Source organism: Micromonospora sp. L31, from assembly GCF_052068075.1.
Classification (GTDB): Bacteria; Actinomycetota; Actinomycetes; order Mycobacteriales; family Micromonosporaceae; genus Micromonospora; species Micromonospora purpureochromogenes.
In genome coordinates this window covers 1,053,168-1,073,839 of the sequence record NZ_JBQHDC010000001.1, presented here as the reverse complement: position 1 = coordinate 1,073,839, position 20,672 = coordinate 1,053,168, and the positions used below count along the sequence as shown (strand labels likewise).

19 protein-coding genes are annotated in these 20,672 nt (G+C 72.1%); 2 read left to right on the top strand and 17 right to left on the bottom strand.

Going from position 1 to position 20,672, the window contains the following annotated elements; all coding sequences use genetic code 11:
* Positions 1-6 precede the first annotated feature (6 nt).
* Positions 7-960 carry an iron uptake transporter permease EfeU gene (gene efeU, locus ACTMS9_RS05225; RefSeq protein WP_441164244.1) on the bottom strand — a complete coding sequence of 318 codons (954 nt, stop codon included), beginning with the start codon at positions 958-960 and terminating at the stop codon, positions 7-9.
* A gap of 280 nt (positions 961-1,240) precedes the next feature.
* Here efeU and ACTMS9_RS05220 point away from each other — a divergent pair, with 280 nt between their 5' ends.
* Complete coding sequence (locus tag ACTMS9_RS05220; RefSeq protein WP_441164243.1) at positions 1,241-1,393, top strand: hypothetical protein; 153 nt, start codon at positions 1,241-1,243, stop codon at positions 1,391-1,393.
* A 230-nt stretch (positions 1,394-1,623) separates the two neighbouring features.
* Here the strand turns inward: ACTMS9_RS05220 and ahcY are convergent, their stop codons facing one another.
* The 15 genes from ahcY to ACTMS9_RS05145 form a co-directional block, all read right to left on the bottom strand.
* Entirely contained in the window at positions 1,624-3,111 is a 1,488-nt protein-coding gene (ahcY, locus tag ACTMS9_RS05215) for an adenosylhomocysteinase (RefSeq protein ID WP_441147028.1), read from the bottom strand.
* Between the two features lie 298 nt (positions 3,112-3,409).
* Positions 3,410-4,573: a mannose-6-phosphate isomerase, class I gene (gene manA, locus ACTMS9_RS05210; protein ID WP_441164242.1), complete on the bottom strand. Its 1,164-nt coding sequence runs from the start codon at positions 4,571-4,573 to the stop codon at positions 3,410-3,412.
* A gap of 2 nt (positions 4,574-4,575) precedes the next feature.
* Positions 4,576-5,583 carry a cation diffusion facilitator family transporter gene (locus tag ACTMS9_RS05205; RefSeq protein ID WP_441164241.1) on the bottom strand — a complete coding sequence of 336 codons (1,008 nt, stop codon included), beginning with the start codon at positions 5,581-5,583 and terminating at the stop codon, positions 4,576-4,578.
* 73 nt (positions 5,584-5,656) lie between these two features.
* The gene (locus ACTMS9_RS05200; RefSeq protein WP_334569485.1) at positions 5,657-6,853 is read right to left on the bottom strand and encodes an SIS domain-containing protein; all 1,197 of its coding nucleotides are present in this window, start codon (positions 6,851-6,853) and stop codon (positions 5,657-5,659) included.
* A complete protein-coding gene (locus ACTMS9_RS05195) occupies positions 6,850-7,035 on the bottom strand; it encodes a Trm112 family protein (protein WP_088963849.1) in 186 nt (61 codons plus the stop codon). Before ACTMS9_RS05195 ends, ACTMS9_RS05200 begins: the two co-directional genes overlap by 4 nt.
* A 62-nt stretch (positions 7,036-7,097) precedes the next feature.
* The gene (locus ACTMS9_RS05190) at positions 7,098-8,480 is read right to left on the bottom strand and encodes a phosphomannomutase/phosphoglucomutase (RefSeq protein WP_441164240.1); all 1,383 of its coding nucleotides are present in this window, start codon (positions 8,478-8,480) and stop codon (positions 7,098-7,100) included.
* Between the two features lie 69 nt (positions 8,481-8,549).
* On the bottom strand, positions 8,550-9,650 hold the full coding sequence (locus ACTMS9_RS05185; RefSeq protein ID WP_441164239.1) for a hypothetical protein: 1,101 nt from the start codon (positions 9,648-9,650) through the stop codon (positions 8,550-8,552).
* 204 nt (positions 9,651-9,854) lie between these two features.
* Entirely contained in the window at positions 9,855-10,472 is a 618-nt protein-coding gene (nfi, locus tag ACTMS9_RS05180) for a deoxyribonuclease V (RefSeq protein ID WP_441164437.1), read from the bottom strand.
* A 351-nt stretch (positions 10,473-10,823) separates the two neighbouring features.
* Entirely contained in the window at positions 10,824-11,021 is a 198-nt protein-coding gene (locus ACTMS9_RS05175) for a hypothetical protein (RefSeq protein ID WP_441164238.1), read from the bottom strand.
* 73 nt (positions 11,022-11,094) lie between these two features.
* The gene (locus ACTMS9_RS05170; protein WP_441164237.1) at positions 11,095-11,679 is read right to left on the bottom strand and encodes a DinB family protein; all 585 of its coding nucleotides are present in this window, start codon (positions 11,677-11,679) and stop codon (positions 11,095-11,097) included.
* A 61-nt stretch (positions 11,680-11,740) separates the two neighbouring features.
* The gene (locus tag ACTMS9_RS05165; protein ID WP_441147044.1) at positions 11,741-12,067 is read right to left on the bottom strand and encodes a hypothetical protein; all 327 of its coding nucleotides are present in this window, start codon (positions 12,065-12,067) and stop codon (positions 11,741-11,743) included.
* 5 nt (positions 12,068-12,072) lie between these two features.
* Positions 12,073-12,507, bottom strand: a complete 435-nt coding sequence (locus ACTMS9_RS05160; RefSeq protein WP_441147046.1) for a hypothetical protein — start codon at positions 12,505-12,507, stop codon at positions 12,073-12,075.
* Complete coding sequence (locus tag ACTMS9_RS05155; protein ID WP_441164236.1) at positions 12,504-16,940, bottom strand: toxin glutamine deamidase domain-containing protein; 4,437 nt, start codon at positions 16,938-16,940, stop codon at positions 12,504-12,506. The genes ACTMS9_RS05160 and ACTMS9_RS05155 overlap by 4 nt, the downstream gene beginning before the upstream one ends.
* An 18-nt stretch (positions 16,941-16,958) precedes the next feature.
* Positions 16,959-17,303 carry a hypothetical protein gene (locus ACTMS9_RS05150; RefSeq protein ID WP_441147050.1) on the bottom strand — a complete coding sequence of 115 codons (345 nt, stop codon included), beginning with the start codon at positions 17,301-17,303 and terminating at the stop codon, positions 16,959-16,961.
* On the bottom strand, positions 17,296-17,727 hold the full coding sequence (locus ACTMS9_RS05145) for a YbaB/EbfC family nucleoid-associated protein (protein ID WP_441147051.1): 432 nt from the start codon (positions 17,725-17,727) through the stop codon (positions 17,296-17,298). Before ACTMS9_RS05145 ends, ACTMS9_RS05150 begins: the two co-directional genes overlap by 8 nt.
* A 76-nt stretch (positions 17,728-17,803) precedes the next feature.
* Between ACTMS9_RS05145 and ACTMS9_RS05140 the strand changes: the two genes are divergently transcribed.
* Positions 17,804-19,036, top strand: coding sequence for an SUKH-3 domain-containing protein (locus ACTMS9_RS05140; RefSeq protein ID WP_441147053.1), 1,233 nt, complete (start codon positions 17,804-17,806; stop codon positions 19,034-19,036).
* A gap of 142 nt (positions 19,037-19,178) precedes the next feature.
* On the opposite strand, the gene ACTMS9_RS05135 is transcribed toward ACTMS9_RS05140, so the two are convergent.
* Positions 19,179-20,618 (bottom strand): aldehyde dehydrogenase family protein, encoded by a 1,440-nt coding sequence (locus ACTMS9_RS05135; RefSeq protein WP_441147055.1) that lies wholly within the window; start codon positions 20,616-20,618, stop codon positions 19,179-19,181.
* Between the last annotated feature and the right edge of the window lie 54 nt (positions 20,619-20,672).

The following is a 20,672-nucleotide window of genomic DNA, read 5'->3' as shown; positions in this document are numbered from 1 at the left end:
GTGGGTTCAGGCGCGCTGCGGCGCGGAGGCCGGGCGGTCGATGTCGGACCCGGCGGGCTCACCGGCCGGGGCGGCGTCTGTGTCCGGGGCGGCTTCGCCGGCCGGGGCGGTCGTGGGCGGGGTCGGCGTCGCGGCCGGGGCGGTCGGCTTGCCGGCGGGCGACGGCTTGCGGAGGAAGAGGAACAGCACCGGCACGGCGTAGGCGACCCAGGCGACCATCTCCAGCACGCTCGGGGTGGCGGTGATGTTGAACATCCCGGCGAGCAGGGCGGCGTACCAGGTGTTCGGGTCGAGCACCGAGGTGATGTCGAAGGCCAGGTCGTTCAGGCCGGGCAGGACACCGGCCTCCTGGAAGTCGTGCACGCCGTACTTGAGGATGCCGGCGGCGACGAGGATGAGCAGCGCGCCGGTCCAGGTGAAGAACTTCGACAGGTTGATCCGCAGCGCGCTGGCGTAGAGCAGGACGCCGATCACCACGGCGGTGACGATGCCGCCGATCAGCGCCAGCAGCGGACCGCTGTCCCCCGCCGCGCCCTGGGCGGCGGAGTAGAAGATCAGGGCGGTCTCCAGCCCCTCCCGGATCACCGCGAGGAAGCTCATGCCGGCGACCGCGAGCGAGCCGACCGCCAGCGCCTCGGTGAGCCTGCCCCGCAGCTCGCCGGCGATCGTCCGGGCGGCCCTGCGCATCCAGAAGATCATCCAGGTCACGAAGACCACGGCCGCGACGGAGGTCACCGCCTCGAACAGCTCGCGGTCCTCGGAGCGGGCGAGCAGCGAGCTGGAGGTGTACTCGATCAGCCAGCCGAAGAGCACCGACAGCACCACGGCCAGACCGACGCCGGCCCACACCTGGGGCAGCCGGTCCCGGCGCTGCGACTTCACCAGGAAGGCGACCAGGATGCTGACCACCAGGGTCGCTTCCAGGCCCTCACGCAGGCCGATCAGGTACGTGGCGAACATCGATGCTCCGGGTTGATGAGGATTGCCTCACTTAACTTAGGGCAGACTTACCTTCCTCCTGCTCCCACGGCGCCGTCAAGCCGGTCGCCACGAGTTCACCTGTCCGTCCCGTGACAGGATCGGCCCGACGTTCACGGACGGGACGAGGCCCCTTGATCACTTCCACCAGCACGCCGGCCGACCCACCGCCGCCAGGGATTTCCGCCCGTGCGGAGGCAGTCGTCGACCCCGCACACCGGCGGTCCACCACCGACCAGCCCCACGCCACCGGACGCCGACCGTGAGGGGCCTACTGCCCTGGCTGGCGGTGCTGGCGCTGGTCGTGGTGCTCAGCGAGCTGCGGCTGCGCCCGCTGGCCGCCGCCGTGTCACTGGCCTGGCTCGCCTGGTGCGTCTGGACCTGGATCCGCCCCACCCGCCACACCCCACGCTGACCCCCGTCACGCCCGGGGCGGCACGACGTCCCGTCCCGCCCGAGATGCGGTGTGTCGCGGTATCCCCACGCCCGGACACCGCGACACGCCGCAACGGGGGCAGGGGGGCGGGGCCGGAGGGCGGACGGCGGCGGGAGCCGGCGCGGAGCGCCGGGGGCCTTGACTGTGGGCGTACGAGAAAAGGACCGGGCCGGCCGCGCGGCGGCCGACCCGGTCCTTTTAGGCGGAACTCAGTAGCGGTAGTGCTCCGGCTTGAACGGGCCCTCGATGGCGACACCGAGGTAGGAGGCCTGCTCCTTGGTGAGCTGGGTCAGCTTGGCGCCCAGCGCGCCCAGGTGCAGCCGGGCGACCTTCTCGTCCAGGTGCTTCGGCAGCACGTACACGCCGACCGGGTACTCGTCGGTCTTGGTGAACAGCTCGATCTGGGCGATCGTCTGGTTGGCGAACGAGTTCGACATCACGAAGCTCGGGTGACCGGTGGCGTTGCCCAGGTTCAGCAGGCGGCCCTCGGAGAGCACGATGATGGCGTGGCCGTCGTCGAACTTCCAGAGGTCGACCTGCGGCTTGATGTTCTCCCGCGTGACGTCCGAGCGCTTGGCCAGGCCGGCCATGTCGATCTCGTTGTCGAAGTGGCCGATGTTGCCGACGATGGCCTGGTGCTTCATCCGGGCCATGTGCTCGTTGGTGATGACGTCGAAGCAGCCGGTCGCGGTGATGAAGATGTCGGCCTGCTCGACCACGTCGTCCAGGGTGGCGACCTGGTAGCCGTCCATCGCCGCCTGGAGCGCGCAGATCGGGTCGACCTCGGTCACCACGACCCGGGCGCCCTGGCCGCGCAGCGACTCGGCGCAGCCCTTGCCCACGTCGCCGTAGCCCATGACGACCGCCATCTTGCCGCCGATGAGCACGTCGGTGGCCCGGTTGATGCCGTCGATGAGCGAGTGGCGGCAGCCGTACTTGTTGTCGAACTTGCTCTTGGTCACCGAGTCGTTGACGTTGATGGCCGGGAAGAGCAGGGTGCCGGCGCGGTGCATCTCGTAGAGCCGGTGCACGCCGGTGGTGGTCTCCTCGGTCACGCCCTTGATGGCGGAGGCGATCCGGGTCCAGCGCTGGCCGTCCTCGGCGAGCGAGCGGTGCAGCAGCCCGAGGATGACCGCGTACTCCTCGGAGTCGGCGGACTCGACCGGCGGGACGACCCCGGCCTTCTCGAACTCGACGCCCTTGTGCACGAGCAGGGTGGCGTCACCACCGTCGTCGAGGATCATGTTGGGGCCGGCGCCGTCGGGCCAGGCGAGCACCTGCTCGGTGCACCACCAGTACTCCTCCAGGCTCTCGCCCTTCCAGGCGTACACGGGTACACCGGCCGGAGCCTCGGGAGTGCCGTTCGGGCCGACGACGATCGCGGCGGCGGCGTGGTCCTGGGTGGAGAAGATGTTGCAGGACGCCCAGCGGACCTGCGCGCCGAGCGCGACCAGGGTCTCGATCAGGACGGCCGTCTGGATGGTCATGTGCAGCGAGCCGGTGATCCGGGCGCCGGCGAGCGGCTGGGCGTCGGCGAACTCGCGGCGGATCGCCATCAGGCCGGGCATCTCGTGCTCGGCGAGCCGGATCTCCTTGCGCCCGAACTCGGCGAGCGACAGATCCGCCACCTTGTAGTCGCCCTCGGCGAGGGTGCTCGGCCGCGCGCCACTGGTGGACGCCGGGAGGGTGCTGGTCATGGAAGCTCCTGTCGAACGGGTGTGCTGCGCGACCTTCCACCTTACGCGCATCGTCCAGCCCCGCACGGGCGGCCGCCGAAGACAGCGCACGGGGCGGTCGGTGATGGACAGACTTTCCGTCCACGAGCCGGCCGCCCCGTGCATCCCCCCGGTTTGGTTCCCCGCGCGCTACCGGACCTTCGTCGCGACAACGCTGCGTACCCATAGAGTCACACTGCGCCAGCGGCGAGTCAAGCTATTTCGGAAAAGTCGGACTCGTGTCGTGGGCGCGAGGGCCGGGATTCAGCTCGACAAGGCGTCAGCGGAGGCCGGCGGTGGCGACGAACGCCTCACCGGCGCCGGTGAAGACCAGCGGGCCCGCGGCGGCCGGCCCGACGGCGGCCTGGCCGGGAGCGAGGGTGACCGGACCGGTCCCGTCGTCCACCGAGACCCGGCCGGCCCGACAGAGCACCACCCGGGGCCCCGGCAGCGGCAGCCGCACCTCGGGCGTGGCCGCGTCCACCGTCACCCGGTGCAGCGCGAAGTCCTCGACCGGCACCGGCCAGCAGACCACGCCCGGCGCCACCGGCCGCGCCATGACCACCGGGTCGGTCAGCACCTCGAAGCGGAGCACCCGCAGCAGCTCGTCGACGTCCACGTGCTTCGGCGTGAGCCCGCCACGCAGCACGTTGTCGCTGGCCGCCATGATCTCCACCCCGGTGCCGCGCAGGTAGGCGTGCAGGTTGCCGGCGGGCATCCAGATCGCCTCCCCCGGCGCCAGCCGCACGTGGTTGAGCAGCAACGCCACCAGCACTCCCGGGTCGGCCGGGTAGTCGGCCGCCAGCGACCGGGCCAGTTCGGCGTCCGGGCCGGCGAGCCGCGCCGCCACCACCGCGTCGACCAGGCCGGCGCGCTGCGCCGCCGGCCAGGTCAACAGCAGGCGCACGGCGTCCCGCAGGCCCGTCGGCCCGGTGCGCAGCGCGGAAACCACCGGCTCCAGCGCGGGTACGCCGAACGCGGCGAGCACGTCCGCCGAGTCCGCCGGGTCGCGGAACCCGCAGAGCGCCTCCATCGGCGCGATCGCGACCAGCAGTTCCGGCTTGTGGTACGGGTCGACGTAGTTGCGCCGCCCCTGGACGCGCGCGCCGTCGGCGATGTACCCGGCGCGGGCCTGCTCCGGGTCCGGGTGGGCCTGGAGACTCAGCGGGGCGTCGGCGGCGAGCACCTTCAGCAGGAACGGCAGCCGGGTGCCGAACCGGTCGACCACCTGCGCGCCGAGCCAGTGGCCCGGTTCGGCGGCGACCAGGTCGACCAGGCTCGCCCGGTCGCCGCCGCGGTCGACCGTGGCCGGGGCGCCCGGGTGGGCGCCCAGCCACAGCTCCGCCTCCGGCCCGTCGCTGGGCACCGGGCGTCCCTGCAACTCGGCGATGGCCGAGCGGGACCCCCAGGCGTAGTCGCGGATCGGGCCGTGCAGCAGCTCCACGCTCAGCCTCCGGCCCGCCCGGCGACGTCGCCCGGCTCGGTCTCCGACCCCGGTACGGCCGTGTGCGAGGCCGTACCGGTGCCGGCGCGCTCCGCGGCGGCGCTGTAGATGTCCGGCTCCAGGTAGATCACCCGGGCGGTCGGCACGGCGGCGCGGATGCGGGCCTCGACGGTGTTGATGCCACGGGCCAGTTCCTCGGCGCTGTGGCGGGCCGACACGCCGATCTTCGCGGCGACCATCAGCTCCTCGGGGCCGAGGTAGAGCGTCTTCATGTGGATGATCCGCTCGACCTCGGGGCCTTCGGTGACCGCCTTCTCGATGGCGGCGAGGTCGTGCGTCTCCGCGCCCTCGCCGAGCAGCAGGCTCTTGGTCTCGATGGCGAGGATGATCGCGATGACCACCAGCAGCACACCGATCATCGCGGTGCCGAGGGCGTCCCACACCCCGTCACCGGTGATCAGCGTCATGCTGACACCGAAGAGCGCGAAGACCAGACCGACCAGCGCGCCGAGGTCCTCCAGCAGCACCACCGGCAGCTCGGGCGCCTTGGCCCGGCGGACGAACCTCACCCAGGACTGGTTGCCCCGGACGTGGTTCGACTCCTTGATCGCGGTTCGGAAGGAGAACGACTCCATGATGATCGCAACCACCAGCACGACGACCGGCACCGCCTTGTACTCCTCGATGCCACCCCCCTCGTGCCACTTGTGGTACGCCTCGTAGAGCGCGAAGAGACCACCGACGCTGAACAGCACGATCGACACGATGAACGCGTAGATGTAGCGCTCCCGGCCGTACCCGAAGGGGTGCTGCGGGGTGGCCTCGCGCTTGGCCCGCTTGCCGCCGAGCAGCAGCAGGCCCTGGTTGCCGGAGTCGGCGACGGAGTGGATCGACTCCGCCAGCATCGACGAGGAACCCGTCAGGAGGAACGCGATGAACTTGGTGACGGCGATGCCCACGTTGGCCAGCAGGGCGGCGACGATCGCCTTCGTCCCGCCGTTCGCGCTCACGCTCCCGCTCCGTTCCGCCGCGCGACACCGGTCGCCACGCCGCTGAGCAGGACCGTTCGCCCCTTGCGTTCGCTCACTGGTTCGACAGCTCCTTCATCTCGGTGATCGCCGGGACCGCCATCGGGTCCAGGCCGTGGGCCAGGGCCAGGTAGACCGAGGCGAAGTCGGGTACGGCCACGAGCGAGGCGAGCCGTTCCAGCGCGGAGCCGCCCTCGGCGGTCACCACGTCGCAGCGCACCCCGCGCCGCTCGGCGAGGGTCTGCACGGCCTCGGCGCGGCGCTCCTCGACGGCGAGCGGCTCGTCGGTGTCGTCCTCGGCGTTGAGCCCGCCGTCGCGCAGCAGCACCAGCCGCAGCCGGGTCGGGTCGCCCTCGGCCTCGTCCCGGTCGGCGAAGATGTCCCGTGCCGACTCGACCAGGCCGCCGAAGACGCCGTCGAGCAGGCCGACGCGCCCGCGGCCGGCCTCGCCGAGCGCCCCGGTGACCACCGGGTAGCGGGCGTTGGCCGACAGCGTGTCGCCGAAGCGCCGGGCCGCGACGGTGGCCAGCGGGGACGACCCCCAGACGATCGGGATCGACCCGGCCAGCCCGAGGGCCAGCGACTTCGCCGGGTTGACGAAGGACTCGGCGGTGGGGCGGCACCGGTCGGCGTCGGCGTCCAGCCGGGCCGCGGTCTCCGCCAGATCCGCCTCGTTGACCTTCACGAGGCCGAGCGTACGGGCGGCGAGCAGAACCGGCACGGTGAGCGCCCAGAGACTCGCCCGGGCCGGGGCGCGCCGGGGCACCGGGATGAACGGGGCACGGGCCCGCTCGGCGACCGACTGGAGCTGCGAGTCGGGCGCCCCGACGGCGACCAGCCGGGCACCCCGGCGGTGCGCCGCCTCGGCGGCGCCGAGCGCCTCGGGACTGCGACCGGAGGCGCTGACCGCGATCACCACGTCGGCCGCGCCGACCCAGCCGGGCACGCCGGCGCTGCGGTGCGGGATGACCGGCACCGGGCAGCGCGGCCCGGCGACCGTGGCGAGCACGTCACCGGTACGCCCGGCGGTGCCGATGCCGGCGATGACGACCGCCCGCGGGCGAAGGTCGTCCTCCAGCAGCGACAGGTTGGCCTCGGCGGCCAGGGCGGCCGACTCGCGCACCTGGGCGCCGGCCGAGGCGGTGAACCGCAGCATGCCGCCCGGGTCCTGCTCGCTGAAGGTGTCCGGGTTGTCCAGCACCGACTCGTCGGCCACCCGCCGGCCGCTGACCCCGGCCGTACCGTCCATCACCGCTGCGCCTCGGGGCCGCCGCGCGCCTCGTCCAGCAGCAGCACCGGCACGTCGTCGCGTACCTCGAAGACGCGACCGCACTCGGTGCAGGTGAGGGTCTGCGCCTGCGCGTCGTAGTCCAGCGGGGCGTGGTGTGTGTCCGGGCAGGCGAGGATCTCGAGCAACTGCGGGTCCAGGGCCACGGTGCGGCTCCTTCCACGTGTGCGGTCTCGCCGGTCGGCGGTGCCGACCGGCGCAGGCGATCTTATCGGCGAACGCGCTCCAGCACCTCGTCGCGCAGCGAGATCATCCGCTCCTCGGTCGGGCCCTCCACGTTGAGCCGCAGCAGCGGCTCGGTGTTGGAGGGGCGCAGGTTGAACCAGGCCCCGTCCGGGAAGCGCAGGGTGAGGCCGTCCAGCTCGTCGACCTCCGCCTCCGGGTACGCGGCGCGCACCTCGGCGACCTTCGCCGCCTGGTCGGCCACCGTGGAGTTGATCTCGCCGGAGGCGGCGTACCGCTCGTAGATGCTGGCCAGGATCGACAGCGGCTGGGACTGCTCGCCGAGGGCGGCCAGGGTGTGCATGGCGGCGAGCATGCCGGTGTCGGCGAACCAGAAGTCCCGGAAGTAGTAGTGCGCGGAGTGCTCGCCGCCGAAGACGGCGTTGGTGCGGGCCATCTCGGCCTTGATGAACGAGTGACCGACCCGGGCCACCACCGGCTGGCCGCCGTGCTCGCGGATGATCTCCGGCACCGCGCGGGAGGTGATCAGGTTGTGGATCACCGTGGAGCCGGGGTGCTTGGCCAGCTCCCGGGCCGCCACCAGGGCGGTGATCGCGGACGGGGAGACCGGCTCGCCGCGCTCGTCGATCACGAAGCAGCGGTCGGCGTCGCCGTCGAAGGCGAGCCCGATGTCGGCAGTGTGCGCCACCACCGCGCGCTGGAGGTCGACCAGGTTCTTCGGGTCGAGCGGGTTGGCCTCGTGGTTGGGGAAGGTGCCGTCCAGCTCGAAGTAGAGCGGCACGATCTCCAGCGGCAGGGCCGGCAGGGCGGCCTCACCGAGCACGGTGGGCACGGTGTAGCCGCCCATCCCGTTGCCCGCGTCGACGACCACCTTCAGCGGCCGGATGCTCGACAGGTCGACCAGCTTGCGCAGGTGCGCGGCGTAGTCCGGCAGCAGGTCCCGCCGCCGGGCCGGGGCGGGCGGCTCGCCGGCCACGCGCTCACCGGCGGCGAGCAGCGCCTGCGCCCGGTCCCGGATGTCGGCCAGGCCGCTGTCCTGCCCGATCGGGCGGGCGCCGGAGCGGCACATCTTGATGCCGTTGTACTGCGCCGGGTTGTGGCTGGCGGTGAACATCGCGCCCGGCAGGCCCAGCGCGCCGGAGGCGTAGTAGAGCATGTCGGTGGAGGCCAACCCCAGCTCGATCACCGTACGGCCCTCGGCGCGCACGCCGGTGGCGAAGGCGCTCGCCAGGGCGGGACCGGTGGCCCGCATGTCGTGCGCGATCAGCACGGCGTCGCCCGGCTCGCCGGCATCGTTGAGCACCTGCGTGAAGGCCGCCCCGAGCGCCTCGGCGGTGCGCTCGTCCCACTGGTCCGGCACCGTCCCCCGGACGTCGTACGCCTTCACGATCTGGGACAGGTCAGACACCGGGTTCACTCCTCGACAGCAGGTCGTCAACGAACCTGAGCCTAACGGAGCGGCCGGGTCCGCCCCGCCCTAGCCGGGGAGGCGGGGCATGAAGGTGGTCGCCTCACCGTCGGGCGGGGCGGCCGGCGGCGTGGCGGGTCGCTGCGGCGCGGGCGGCGTGGCGGCGGGCGGGGCCGGGGGCGTGGCGGCCGGCGGGGCCGAGGTCGGCGCGCCGTACACCCCGGACGGGCGGGGGGCGGGTGGGATGGTCGGGTACGCGCCGGCGCCGCCGTACAGGCCGCTGGGGCGCGCGGGGCCGGGCTGCTGGCCGTACACCTGGGGGGTCGGCGCGGGGGTCGCGCCCGGCACCCCGCCGCCGGAGCGGTAGGTGGTCGGACCGGGGTTGCGCGGCAGCGGGACGACCGGGTACGCCTGCTCGCCAGCGGGCCCGCGGTCCTTGCGGTTGTTGCGGATGAGCAGAGCGATCAACCCGGCGCCGATGGCTACCAGGGCGATGCCGAACCACATGATCATGGATCCTCCGGAGGACTCTTCGGCAGCGGCGATGGCCTGGCCGGTGGTCGGGGCGGCGAGGACGGCCTGGTTCGGCTCGTCCGTGACGGCGGCCGGGGTCCCGGTCGCGCTCGGGGTGGGCGTCGGGGTGGGCTTGCTGCTCGGGGTCGCGCTCGCGGCGAGGCGCCCACCGACCCGGGAGGTGTCGGCGCCCCGGCCGATCAACCGGCCGACGGCGGTCGTCGCCTCGCCGACCACCTCCAACCTGCCCGCCGGTGCGCCCGCGACGAACGCGACCCGGTAGCGAACGGTGATGCTCTTCCCCTTGCACAACGTGGCATTCGCCGGCGAGGTACGGCCGGTGGCGACGCTGCCACCGCCGCCCGAAACCGGTACCGGGAACCAGCGGCCGCCGATGCTCACCTGTACCCGCACCTGGTCCGGATTCAACCCGGTGAGCCGCAACCCGAGCGAACTGCGCAGCAGCACGCAGCCCTCCGTGCGCTTGCGCACCTCCATCGAGACGCCGCCCGGGGAACCGCCCGCGCTGAAGCTGCTCGCCGCGCGGACCCCGACCCGGTCGGAGTCGGCGTACGCGGGGGCGACGCCGACGACGAGCAGGCCGCCGAGCAGCGCAGCAGCCGTCACCAGCCGTACGACCTGCCGACGCACGGACATCTCCACCTCACCGTCTCTCCCCCACTGGAGTCCGGCGGTCAGGCTACTACCGGGTCAGGGGGTCCTCTCCCCATTGAGCGCTCCAGATGTGTGCCGCATTACCCTGCCGGCCGTGTCCTGGATCACGCCGGCCGCCTTTTCCGTTGGGGTGGGGGTAGGGCGATCGGGGTGACGGCGGGGAGCCCGCAGGGTTGTCGCGCGGAGTCAGGTGCGGGCGGCGGCCAGGGCGTCACGGCAGAGCCGGTCGGCGGTGCGGGTGGTCTCCGGCAGCCGGTAGCGCGGGGTGAGCGCGAGCACCTGGTCAACGGCGTTGTCGAGGCTCATCCGGTGCCCGACGCTGACGAAGACCGGCTTGACGCCGTCCCGGGTCCGCAGCACCCGCCCCACGGTCTCGCCCCCGTCAACCAGCGGCGTGCTGTCACCGCGCCGCGGCCCCGGCTCCGCCGACTCGCCGACCAGCCGCGTCTTGCCCACCCCGATCGCCGGCAGCCCGGTCACCACCCCCAGGTGACAGGCCAGCCCGAACCGGCGCGGGTGGGCCAGCCCGTGCCCGTCGCAGACCAGCAGCTCCGGCTGCACCGTCAGCCCGTCGAGGGCGGCCAGCAACGCCGGCAGCTCCCGGAAGGCGAACAGCCCCGGCACGTAGTCGAACGCCGGCCGCCCCACGCTCACCGCCCGGTCCACCACGGTCAGGGTCGCGGCGTCCAGCACCGTGACGGCCGCCGCGAGCAGGTCATCGCTCTCCGCGTACGCGACGTCGAGGCCGGCCACCGTCGCGGGCTGGCGCGGACCGGGCCCGACCAGGTCGGCAAGCGGCCGCAACCGATCCTGTACGGCCACCGCCTCCGCGACCGTCCTCGGCGTGTGCACCTGCACCGGCGCCCCTCTCCGTTCCCACTGGGCGTCTCTGTTCCCGGCCGCGCCGGGGTCGAGGTCCGCACCGTCGGTCGTCATCGCTGACCGGACTGCCGCCTTCCGCTCTCGGCCTGCTCGGCTCCGTGTCGCTTGACCCGCCGCCATCTGTCTACGACGCGTCCGGCCCAGTCCTGCTCGGGCTTGATCGACTCCATTCGCGCGATGTTGCGGTGTTCCCCAGCGACGGACACCGCAACTCGGCGCACTTGGTGTGGGTCATTCCGACTCCCGCCGCGTGGCGGGAACTGGTGGCCGTCCCTATTCGCCGCTGTCGGCCGTGTCCGGCCGCTCATCCGTGCGAGTGCCACCGAAGGCGACCGCGAAGGCGACACCGATCGCGACGCCGAAGGCCACTCCGCCAGCGTCCCGGAAGATGGCCAGGCCGATGACGAGGCCCAGCAGGAGGCCGCTCGCCCATGCCGTCGACTGCCGCTTGGACATGCCGGAGTTCGTCATGATCCGAGCCTATGTGGATCTCACAACCCGCTGCCGTGCCTGCCCAGCGGGCCGCCCGTACCGCTCGTCCAGGTCACTGGCCGACGCGGCCGTCGATGCGCTCGCGGAGGAGGTCGGCGTGGCCGTTGTGGCGGGCGTACTCCTCGATCATGTGCACCAGCAGCTCGCGCAGCGAGATGGTCAGGTCTCCCCGGTGCCCCTTGACGCCCAGGTCGGCAGCCTCGTTGACGAACCGCTCGGCGTACGCGACCTCCGCACGCCACGCCGCCCAAGCCTCCTGGACCACCTTCGGGTCGGCGACCGCGCCGTCGAAGTCGGCGTCGGGCTCCTCCTCGGTGCACCAGATCCGCGGCGCGTCCTCGCCGGCCATGGTGCGGCGGAACCAGCCCCGCTCCACCTCGGCCATGTGCCGGACCAGGCCGAGCAGCGACATCGTCGATGGCGGCACGCTGCGCCGGGCCAGCGCCTCGGCGTCGAGGTCGGCGCACTTGAGTTCCAGGGTCAGCCGGTGGTCACGCAGGTAGCCGACCAGGAGGCTCCGCTCATCGTCGAAGCCACCGGTGGAGCGGGGATCGTCCTCCGGTTTGAGGAACATGTCCGACCAGCCGAAGGAGCGGGTGGGGAGGTCAGCGGGGATGTCGGCGTGAGGGTCCGTCATGTCGCGACCCTGACCCAGCCAGCGACCGACCGCAACGGATTTCCACCGACGAAGCGGGCCTTCATGGGCAGCCCGCTGCGCCCGCCGAGAACATCTGGTTGATTTCCTCGTCTGGAGGAATAAGAACGCCTTTGGTCACCTCAACTGCAATCCGCTCAAGGGCAGACCTGTCGACCGGCTCATATCGATCGTCATTGCGATAGTCACCGAGAAAGCGGAACGCGAGGTCGGGGTTGTACGACCATGACCGCTGTCGATGATCCCAAATCACCGCATGACCACCGGCCATGTCGACCACGAGGATCCCGGAAGGCTTCACCCTCTCGCCGTTACGGTAGAGGACGAAATAGGCCAACCTTGGCGCGCCGCTAATACCGGCGCTACTCACCGTCGTCAGCTTCTAAGACCGGGATCGGCAGCCTCATCACCGGCCGCCAACAGTTGCTCCTCGAACATGACGAAGGTGCGGCGTCGGATACCAGCCACGAGTGCTCGCTCCTCAACCGTCAAAGGTCGCCTCTCCCGCCTTGCGGAGTCGACGATCGCGTTCACGGTCTCGTAGAGAGCGAAGATCGGGCCCTGCCCAGACAGGTTCTCGGCGCGATAGCGCTCGACGTCCTGCACGAATTCGGCCGCAGAGCGCTTGAACACCTCACCACCCACCGCGAAGACAATCTCCTTGAAAAGGTCGCTCTCGTCGCGCCAACCACCCTCCGCCGAGATTCGCCACACACGCACTCTCCCGTCAGGGGAAACCACAATCTTGACCGGGGAATCGTAGTACGAGTAATAGGCCGGCAAGACCAACCCGGAAACCTGACCAGTCACGGCATCTCCTCGTATGTCGAGAGCAACGCGCGCCAGAAAAACTGCTGCTCCCGTCGCAAGATGCTATCGGCAATCGCCTTTTCGGTGTCGGAGAGCCCCCGCGCTCCCTCCCGTGCCAGGCTGGCCAGGTCACGGCGGACCTCGAACAAGGCGTGCTCCCAGACGGCCACCTCGTCCAGCGCCGCCAGGTGCAGCCGGAACTCGGCGAGATGACCGTTCGGCATCTCGAGTACAAGCTGGACATCGCGATAACCACTGTCCTGGGGGGTCAGGAACCTGTCTTCGTACTGCACGATGCGAACGTCCGGGCGGTCTCGCAGCCGCGCAAGCGCCGCATAGAGGTCATCGAGACAGCGGAACTCCACCTTCGCTGCGGCCAGGTCCCGCAGCTTTGAGGCATTGCCCCGGTACTTCTCAAGCTTGTCCAACGCTCGGCGCCGGTCCTTTGGTTTTGGCCGCCAGCCGGGATGACCGACTGCCTCGCCGTCGACGTACGCCAACTCATTCGCAACTCTGTTGAGATCTATCTGAGCCACGGCCGCGGCTTCGTAAAGTTCGTCGAGATAGGCCTTTCGGTAAGCAGGATCGTCGGACCGGCTGCGGTCGAAGCCCGGTTGCGCCACGCTCTCTCCGTCGACGCGAACGCTGGCGCTGATCTGCCGGTTTGCGTCGGAGAGGGGCGTCGCGACAGGGTCGGGAGGATCAACTGCTGCGATTGTGTGCGCACCCCGCTCGGCAATGTCGTCGAGCACTGATCCCAGGACGTCGATGGCCCGCTGATGGGCCGCGAGGTGAAGCAGCGTCAGCGGACGCGCCGTCAGCGAGTTCGCGAGTGCCGGCGTGGCCAGGATCATCCGTGCCAGACCCGGATGCTGCGTCAACTGTCTGACCAACGTCTCGGCGAGCATCGGCTCGCCGTACGGGGGCGTCTGCCACGTTTCGTCGAGCATGCGAGCAACCCGCGGATCAGCGAGCAACCGCGCCACGTCGTGGGCCGCCGCCTCGTCGAGGTGCGGGGCGAGCCGCCGGAGCGTCGGACCGTCGAGCTGGGCGGCCACCTCGGCAGGGGTGACGCCCGCTTCGAACACCGCGTCGAGATCGGCGCTCGCCGCGACGACCTCACGAGCCGGCAGCCCGGCAGCCTGGCGCTCCCGGTACGCCAGTTGACGTGCTCGCCGCAGTTCTTCCGCGTCCCCGGGCGGCTCATCGGCCTCCCGCGGCAGGTCGGGCGCCGCAGGTGGCACGCCGTTCGCCGTAGGACCGTTTCCAGGAGAAGCGATGCCCGGGCCGTCGAGCAGGTGGAGGCGGTTCAGGTACGGGTCGCCGTACCCGGCCTCGTCCTCCGGCGAGGACGGATAGTCGGGCAGATCGGGGAGGACGCTGAATCGTCCCCGGGCCAGCCCACCCAGCGGCATCGGCCGGCCGTCACCGCCGAGCACGAGGGCGTCGACGCTGATGAGGTTGTCCGGGTCGGCGACACCTCGGTGACGGTAGAGGGGCTGGTCGTGGACCGCGCCGCTCTGCGGGTCGAGGTAGAGGATGGTGCCGTTCTGGTTGAGGGCGACCCAGGCGTGCGACCCGCCGTTCTCCCACTCGGTGATGAGGAACGCGTAGCTGCCGTGGCCGCCGATCTTCAGCTGGACGCGCAGGTTTTCGAAGCCACGGTCGACCGCGTCGCGCAGGGTCGAACTGTCCGTCGCCGCTTCCCGACTGCCCACCAGCTTCTGGAAACGCCCGCCGGTGACCTGCTCCACCCGCCGCGGGCCGTTCTTCTCGCCCATGATCGGACACCGGATGTCACCCGCGGAGTAGCCGTCGAAGGTACGCGGCGCGGAGACCCGCGGCCGGCCGTGTACCCAGGTCTCGAAGAGCGACAGCGTGCAGTCGAGGCAGTTGATGCCGCGCGTGGGGTCGGCCTGCGGCCCGCCGTCGTTGGCGAGCGCGAACCACCCGCCCTGCCGGGGATCGGCGGTCCGCACGACGCTGCCGTCGGGGTGGCGAGGCATCTGCCGTTCGAGGTCGGTCTGGTGCAGAGCCAGCGGCGGGCGTAGCCCACCCCGCTGCCCGTACCGGCGGGAACGGTCGATCGGCGGCGGGTCGTCGTCGGCGCCGGTCAGCGCCGACCGGTCGCTCGTCTCGACCGCACCGAGGGCCAGATCGGCGACGTCGTCGTTGATCCGCTGGAAGTCGGCCGGGTTGTCGATGAACACCTCGTCCGGCACGACCCTGCCGGCCAGGACCGCCTCGGCGCTGTCGCTGAACTCGTACGAGTCATGTTCAGCGACCTCACTCGCCTTGAACATGTGCTCGGCCCGCAAGGTGCGCCCGGCCTGGACGAACTCACGTGCCTGTCTCTTCAACCAACGGGCTCGGTCAAGGTAGCCGCTGGCGGACCGGCGCAGACGGGCAGCGAAATCCTCGCGCCGTCGCTCCTCGTACCAGGCGCGTTGCGACTCGAAGTAGCCCTGGTAGCGGCGTCGCTCAAGGGCTTCCCGCTCGGCCGCCCACTTCGCGGCGTACCACTCGGGCGTCCTCGGACGCGGCAGTTCGGTGGCCGGTCCCGGTGGGACGAGCGAGGGTTGCGCGTCGGGAAGTGGTGAGGTGGTCGGGGCCAGCGCCTCCAGCGACGGGAACCGGTTCCGGGTGGCGGCGTCACCGTCCTGCTCCGGTGTCCCGGGACCCTGCCGAGGCGGCGGTTCCGCACCCACCGGGGTGGGCCGCTGCACGGGCGGCGGGGTGACGGCCGGAGGGCTGCCGTGCGCGGCGGCCACTGGCTGCTGTGCAGACGCAGACCCGTTCGCATTGGCCGGAGGGACGCTGGTCGCCGCGCTGCCGACCGCCCCGGTGCTGGACGACGTGACGGTGGCCTGCGACGTCGCGGTGGCGGAAGTCGTCACGGTGCCGGGCGACGTAAGCGCGGTGGGCGTCGCCGTTGTGGCGGAGCTCGTCACGGGGCCGGTGGTCACAGCGGCGGAGGTCACCGGGTTGGCTGCCGTCGGCGTGGTGGTGGATTGAGCCGCAGTGGCAGGCACCTCGCCAACCTGTGGCGAGGGCGGGCGTTCGGCGGTGACCGACGAGAGCGTGGGGCTGCCCGACGACGGCCCGTGCCCCGCCTGGGTCGATGCGGCGGCGTCCACGGTGACGGCCGCTGACGCCCCGCGATCCGATGCCGATCCGACCTCCACAGCCGGGACTGTGTCCCCCTTGCCGACCGCCGCTGGCCCCCGGTCCGGCTGCGGTGCGGGCGGAGCGGCATCCGCGAGCGGGGCGGCAAGCGCCGCGCCCGTTCCGGAGCCGCCGGACAACGCCGAAGCGCCCGCCTCGGGAGACGACCCGTCCCGGGGAGAGGGGAGGTCGCCCGCAGCCACCGTCTGCGACACGAGGGGCAGCTCCATGGGCGGGCGCGGCGCGGCGAGCGAACTCAGCTGCCCGTCGACGCGGGCGCGTACCGCCGCGTCGACCTGACCGGTGGCCGAACCGGTGGCGCCGGAGACGGCCGCCCGCGCAGCGTCCTCCAGTGACATGACGCCCTGGCCGGTGGCCAGGCCCGCCGCGCCCTCGGCGAGGGTCTCGCCGGTCATCTCCCGGCCGAAGTGTTCGACGATCCGGGCCCCGCGACCGTGGGCGTGCCGGCCGAGCCCCGCCAGCGGCGCCACCGCGCCACCGGCGAGCCCACCGACCGCCGACGCGCCGAGGTCGGCCAGGTCCAGGCCGTCGCGACGCCCGGTGGAGTTCTGATACGCCTGCGTGGCGAGGCTGATCCCGGACTCCTCCGCCGCCTCCTCCAGCCCGCCCCTGGCGGCGCGCTTGCCCAGGCCGCGCATGCCGCCCCGGGCCACCTCCTTGGCGGCCCGCTCCCCGGCCTCCTTGAGGCCCTGCTTCAGTTCCTTCTTCGCGAGTTGGGCCAGCAGTCGCTTGAAGATCTGCTGGACCACCAGCCGGCTGGCGGTGGTCGCCGCCCCCACGGCGGGTGACGCGGCACCGGCGGTCACCACGCTGGCCACGGCGATCGCCAGCAACTCGACGACGAGGATGCCCAGCTCGATCCAGACCTCGAGCTTGGCGCCCTCGATGTCGCAGCCGCACTCCTCGACCAGCCGGCCGAGGTCGTTGCTGACCGCGAGCAGGACGAGCAGGGGCGCCTCGTCGCCTTCGGCAACCCGCCGCCAGGCGGTGTCGAACGCCTCGGCCACCAGGCCGATGCCGCCGTACCCGCTGCGCACCTCGGCCGCGGCGGCAATCGCGTCGTCGCGCGGCCCGGCGAGCGCCGCGGCGACGCCGTACCACTGGTCGGCGAGGTCCCAGACGGCGCGTTCGTCCCCCTCGGGCCATTCCACCCCGATGACCCAGTCGAGTGCCTCGTAGACCCAGCCCGGCAGGTCCCAGGGGCTGTAGTCGAGCGGGTGCGGGATCGGGCTGGGCAGCAAGCTCACGGCTCGGTCCTCCGCAGGTCAGCGCCGGTAATCGTGCTGGCCGGACACTCCGTCGAGTCGCCGGCCGCTTGCGGCGTCGGTCTCCACTGTGGCCTCGACGGACGACACGACGTCGGCACCGAGCCCGGCCAGTGCCCGCCCGACTCCCTCCCAGGCGCGCAGCAGCGTCTGCTCGTAGCTGCGGTAGCTCTTCTCGAAGGCGGTGCCGATGTCGTCGCGACCCCACGGACGCTGCGCGCTCGCCGCCGCGATGCGACCGCCGACCTGCTCACGTCGGGCGCCGACCGCCTCGCCGGCGAGGTGGAGGTCAGTACCGCCGCGCCGGGCCCGGTCCGGGTCGAGCCAGAGCTGCCCCTCAGCCACGGCGTTCCCCTTCGCCCCGAAGGGCCGCGTCGGCCCGGCCGAGCAGCGCGCCGAAGTCGCCGCTGCGGAGGAAGTCCACCGAGCCGGAGCCCGCCGGCAGGTAGCCGGCAACCAGCTCCTGGGTGGCGGCGACGGCGGCAGCGGTGGCCCGGTGGACCGTCGTGGTGATCTTCCGGCTCAGGGCTCTCGCGTCCCGGGTCTGGTAGACGGCCCGACTGAGCTCCACGGCGATCAACTCGCCCCGGGCTCCCACGGTGGCGGTCACCTGGCCGTCGTCGGAGCGTTCGGTGATCCGCAGCTCCGTCAGTTTGGTCTGCAGTTCGTCCAAACCGGACCGGAGCTGCCGGTACTGCCCGTACACCTCGTCGAACCGCGCCCGGAGCGCGCGATTGGCCTCCCGGTCGACACTTTCGGCCAACGCCACCCTCCCCCGGTCACGTTCAGTCAGGCGAACCATACCGGGTGCCACGAAGTCGTGGGGGTCCGGTAGTTTTCAGCTCGTGATCGATCGCCAGCAGGCCGAGCAGCTCGCCACGGTGTGGGCCCGCCGCGACTCACAGCGCCTGGGCTACGAGTGCCGTCCGAGGATCGACGAGTTCGACCTGGGGTACGTGATCCGCTCCGTCGTTTCCCCCGACGTCGACACCGTGCCGGGTGACCTGCCGACGACGGTGGTGGACAAGGAGACCGGCGAGGTCTCGACCTGGCCGCGGGTGCCGGTCGCCGCCGTCGAGCAGATGTACCGCCGCAGTCGCCCCGCCGGCGGCCCGGCGCCGCGTACGGTCGACCCGGCCAGCCAGCTGCTCCGCGAGATCCGGCGGCTGCCGACGCCGGCTACGGTCGCCCACCTCACCGTCGAGGGCCGCACGTACCTCGGCCACGGTGCCAAGGGCGACGTCGAGCTGCACCACCACCCGCTGGTCCGCGCGTACCTGGACGACCTGCCGGCCGGGCACCTGGTGCGGGGCGGCGACCGCCACGCCGAGCTGATCGTCGTCTCCGACGTCCTCCACGAGTACGACCACCTCCGCGCCGCCGCAGGCGAGAGCCCGCTGACCCGCGGCGAGGCAAAGGCGTTTCTCGCGAACAGCCAACTGCAGATCTTTCAGGTACGGGAACCGGGCGACCCCAACGGCGGTGAAGTCCGGGATCTCTGCGAGTCATGCACAAAGGCTCTGGTGGAGCTCGGTGTGCTGCCCTGGGGCGAACTGGGCGCGATCACCGAGCCCCCGGCGATCACCCGGCCGGTGCCGGTCGCCGACCGGTTTCCACCCGAGGTGGCCCAGGCTCTGGCCGACGCCGGCTGGGACCAGGATCCGCTCAACTGGGCGCTGGCGCAGGGCGCCATCGCCGAAACCTGCGAGGTGGCGGGCCGAACCCATCGCCATGAGTCATTCCCAGCGGCGGAGCGCGTCTTCTTGGACTTCCCGGCGATCGTCACCTTCCGGCGGCGGCCGGGCGTCGACGTGTGGGTCCGCCAGTTCGACACCAATCCGACGTGGGCGGCGCACACCGCCGACACCCTCGCCGACTTCGGTGCCGTCCTCGGCGTGCGACTGTTCCCGATCGGCTCCGAACGGCAGGACAGCATCCTCGCGGTGGACGAGCACGGCCGGATCTTCGCCCTGGACCAGGCCGGTGAGTGGTTCCTCGGCGACGACATCGACGCCGCGCTCACCACGCTCCTGCTCGGCCTGGCCCCGGCCCGGGTCCGCGACGACGGCACCTGGTGAGCGGCGGTCGTATGCCGCCTGAGCGATACCTGAGAGGCATAAATATGCCTGACAGGCATACCGCTCAACGAGGTGACCGCCCCCGACGCCGACCCGCCCGGCCAGCACCGCGCCACGCCGACTGACACCGGCCTGGCACCGGCTACAGCGCCATCCCGGTCAGCACCATCACCCGCGGCTCGGTGTAGTCCTCCATCGCGCTGCGCAGCCCCTCGCGCCCCACGCCACTCCCCTTGACGCCCCCGTAGGGCATCTGGTCCGCGCGATACGACGGCACGTCCCCGACGATCACCCCGCCGACCTCCAGCACCCGCGCCGCCTCGAACGCCACGTCCAGGCGGTGGGTGAACACGCCGGCCTGCAACCCGTACGCGGAATCGTTGACGGCGGCGAACGCGGCGCGGTCGTCGGTGACCCGCGCGACCACCAGCACCGGTCCGAAGACCTCCTCCGTGCAGACCTTCGCAGAAGACGGCACGCCGGAGAGCACGGTCGGCGGGTAGGTGGCACCGTCGCGCCGGCCGCCCACCTCGATGGTGGCCCCGGCGATGACCGCCTCGTCCACCCACGCCTCCACCCGCTGCGCTGCCTCCTCCGACACCAGCGGCCCGACGTCGGTCAACCCGGAGGCAGGGTCGCCCACCCGCAGCTCCTGCACCGACGCGACCAGCCGGGGCAGGAAACCGTCATACAGCCACTCGTGCACGAAGACCCGCTGCACGGCGATGCACGACTGCCCGGCCTGGTAGTTGGAGAACATCGCGATCCGGTGCGCGGCGAAGGTCAGGTCCTCGTCGGCGGCCCAGTCCTCGCAGATCACCGCCGCCGCGTTGCCGCCCAGCTCCAGCGTCACGTGCTTCTCCGGCACCTGCCGACGGATCGCCGCGCCCACCGGGCCGGAGCCGGTGAACGACACCACCGGCAGGCGCGGGTCGGTGACCAGCTCGGCGGCCCGCTCGTTGGGCAGCGGCAGCACCGAGAACATGCCCTCGGGCAGCTCGGTCTCGGCCAGGATCTCCCCCAGCAGCAGCGCCGACAGCGGCGTCGCCGGGGCCGGCTTCACGATGATCGGCGCGCCCACCGCGATCGCCGGGGCGACCTTGTGCGCCACCAGGTTCAGCGGGAAGTTGAACGGCGCGATCCCCAGCACGGGGCCACGCGGCACCCGGCGCACCAGGGCGATCCGCCCGGTCGCCGCCGGGTCGGTGTCCAGGCGCTGCAACTCGCCGGAGAAGCGCCGCGCCTCCTCCGCCGCCCAGCGGAACGTCGACACCGCGCGCCCCACCTCGGCCCGCGCCCACTTGACCGGCTTGCCGTTCTCGGCGGTGATCAGCGCCGCGACCTCCTCGGCCCGCTCCGCCAGCCGCCGGGAAACGTGGTCCAGGGCCGCCGCCCGTACGTGCGCGGGCAGGGCCGCGGCCTGCACCGCCACGCCGGCCGCCGCCGCGACGGCGGCCTCGACCTGGTCGGCCGTGGCGAGCGTGGTACGCCCCACCGTCCGGCCGTCGTACGGGTGGGTGACGGTCAGCTCGCCCTCACCGTGAACGGGGCGACCGGCGACATAGAAGACTCTCGGCTCCACGTCGGCAGCGTAGACGACGACCGGCCGCACGGAAACAGTCGCCACGGGCCTTGT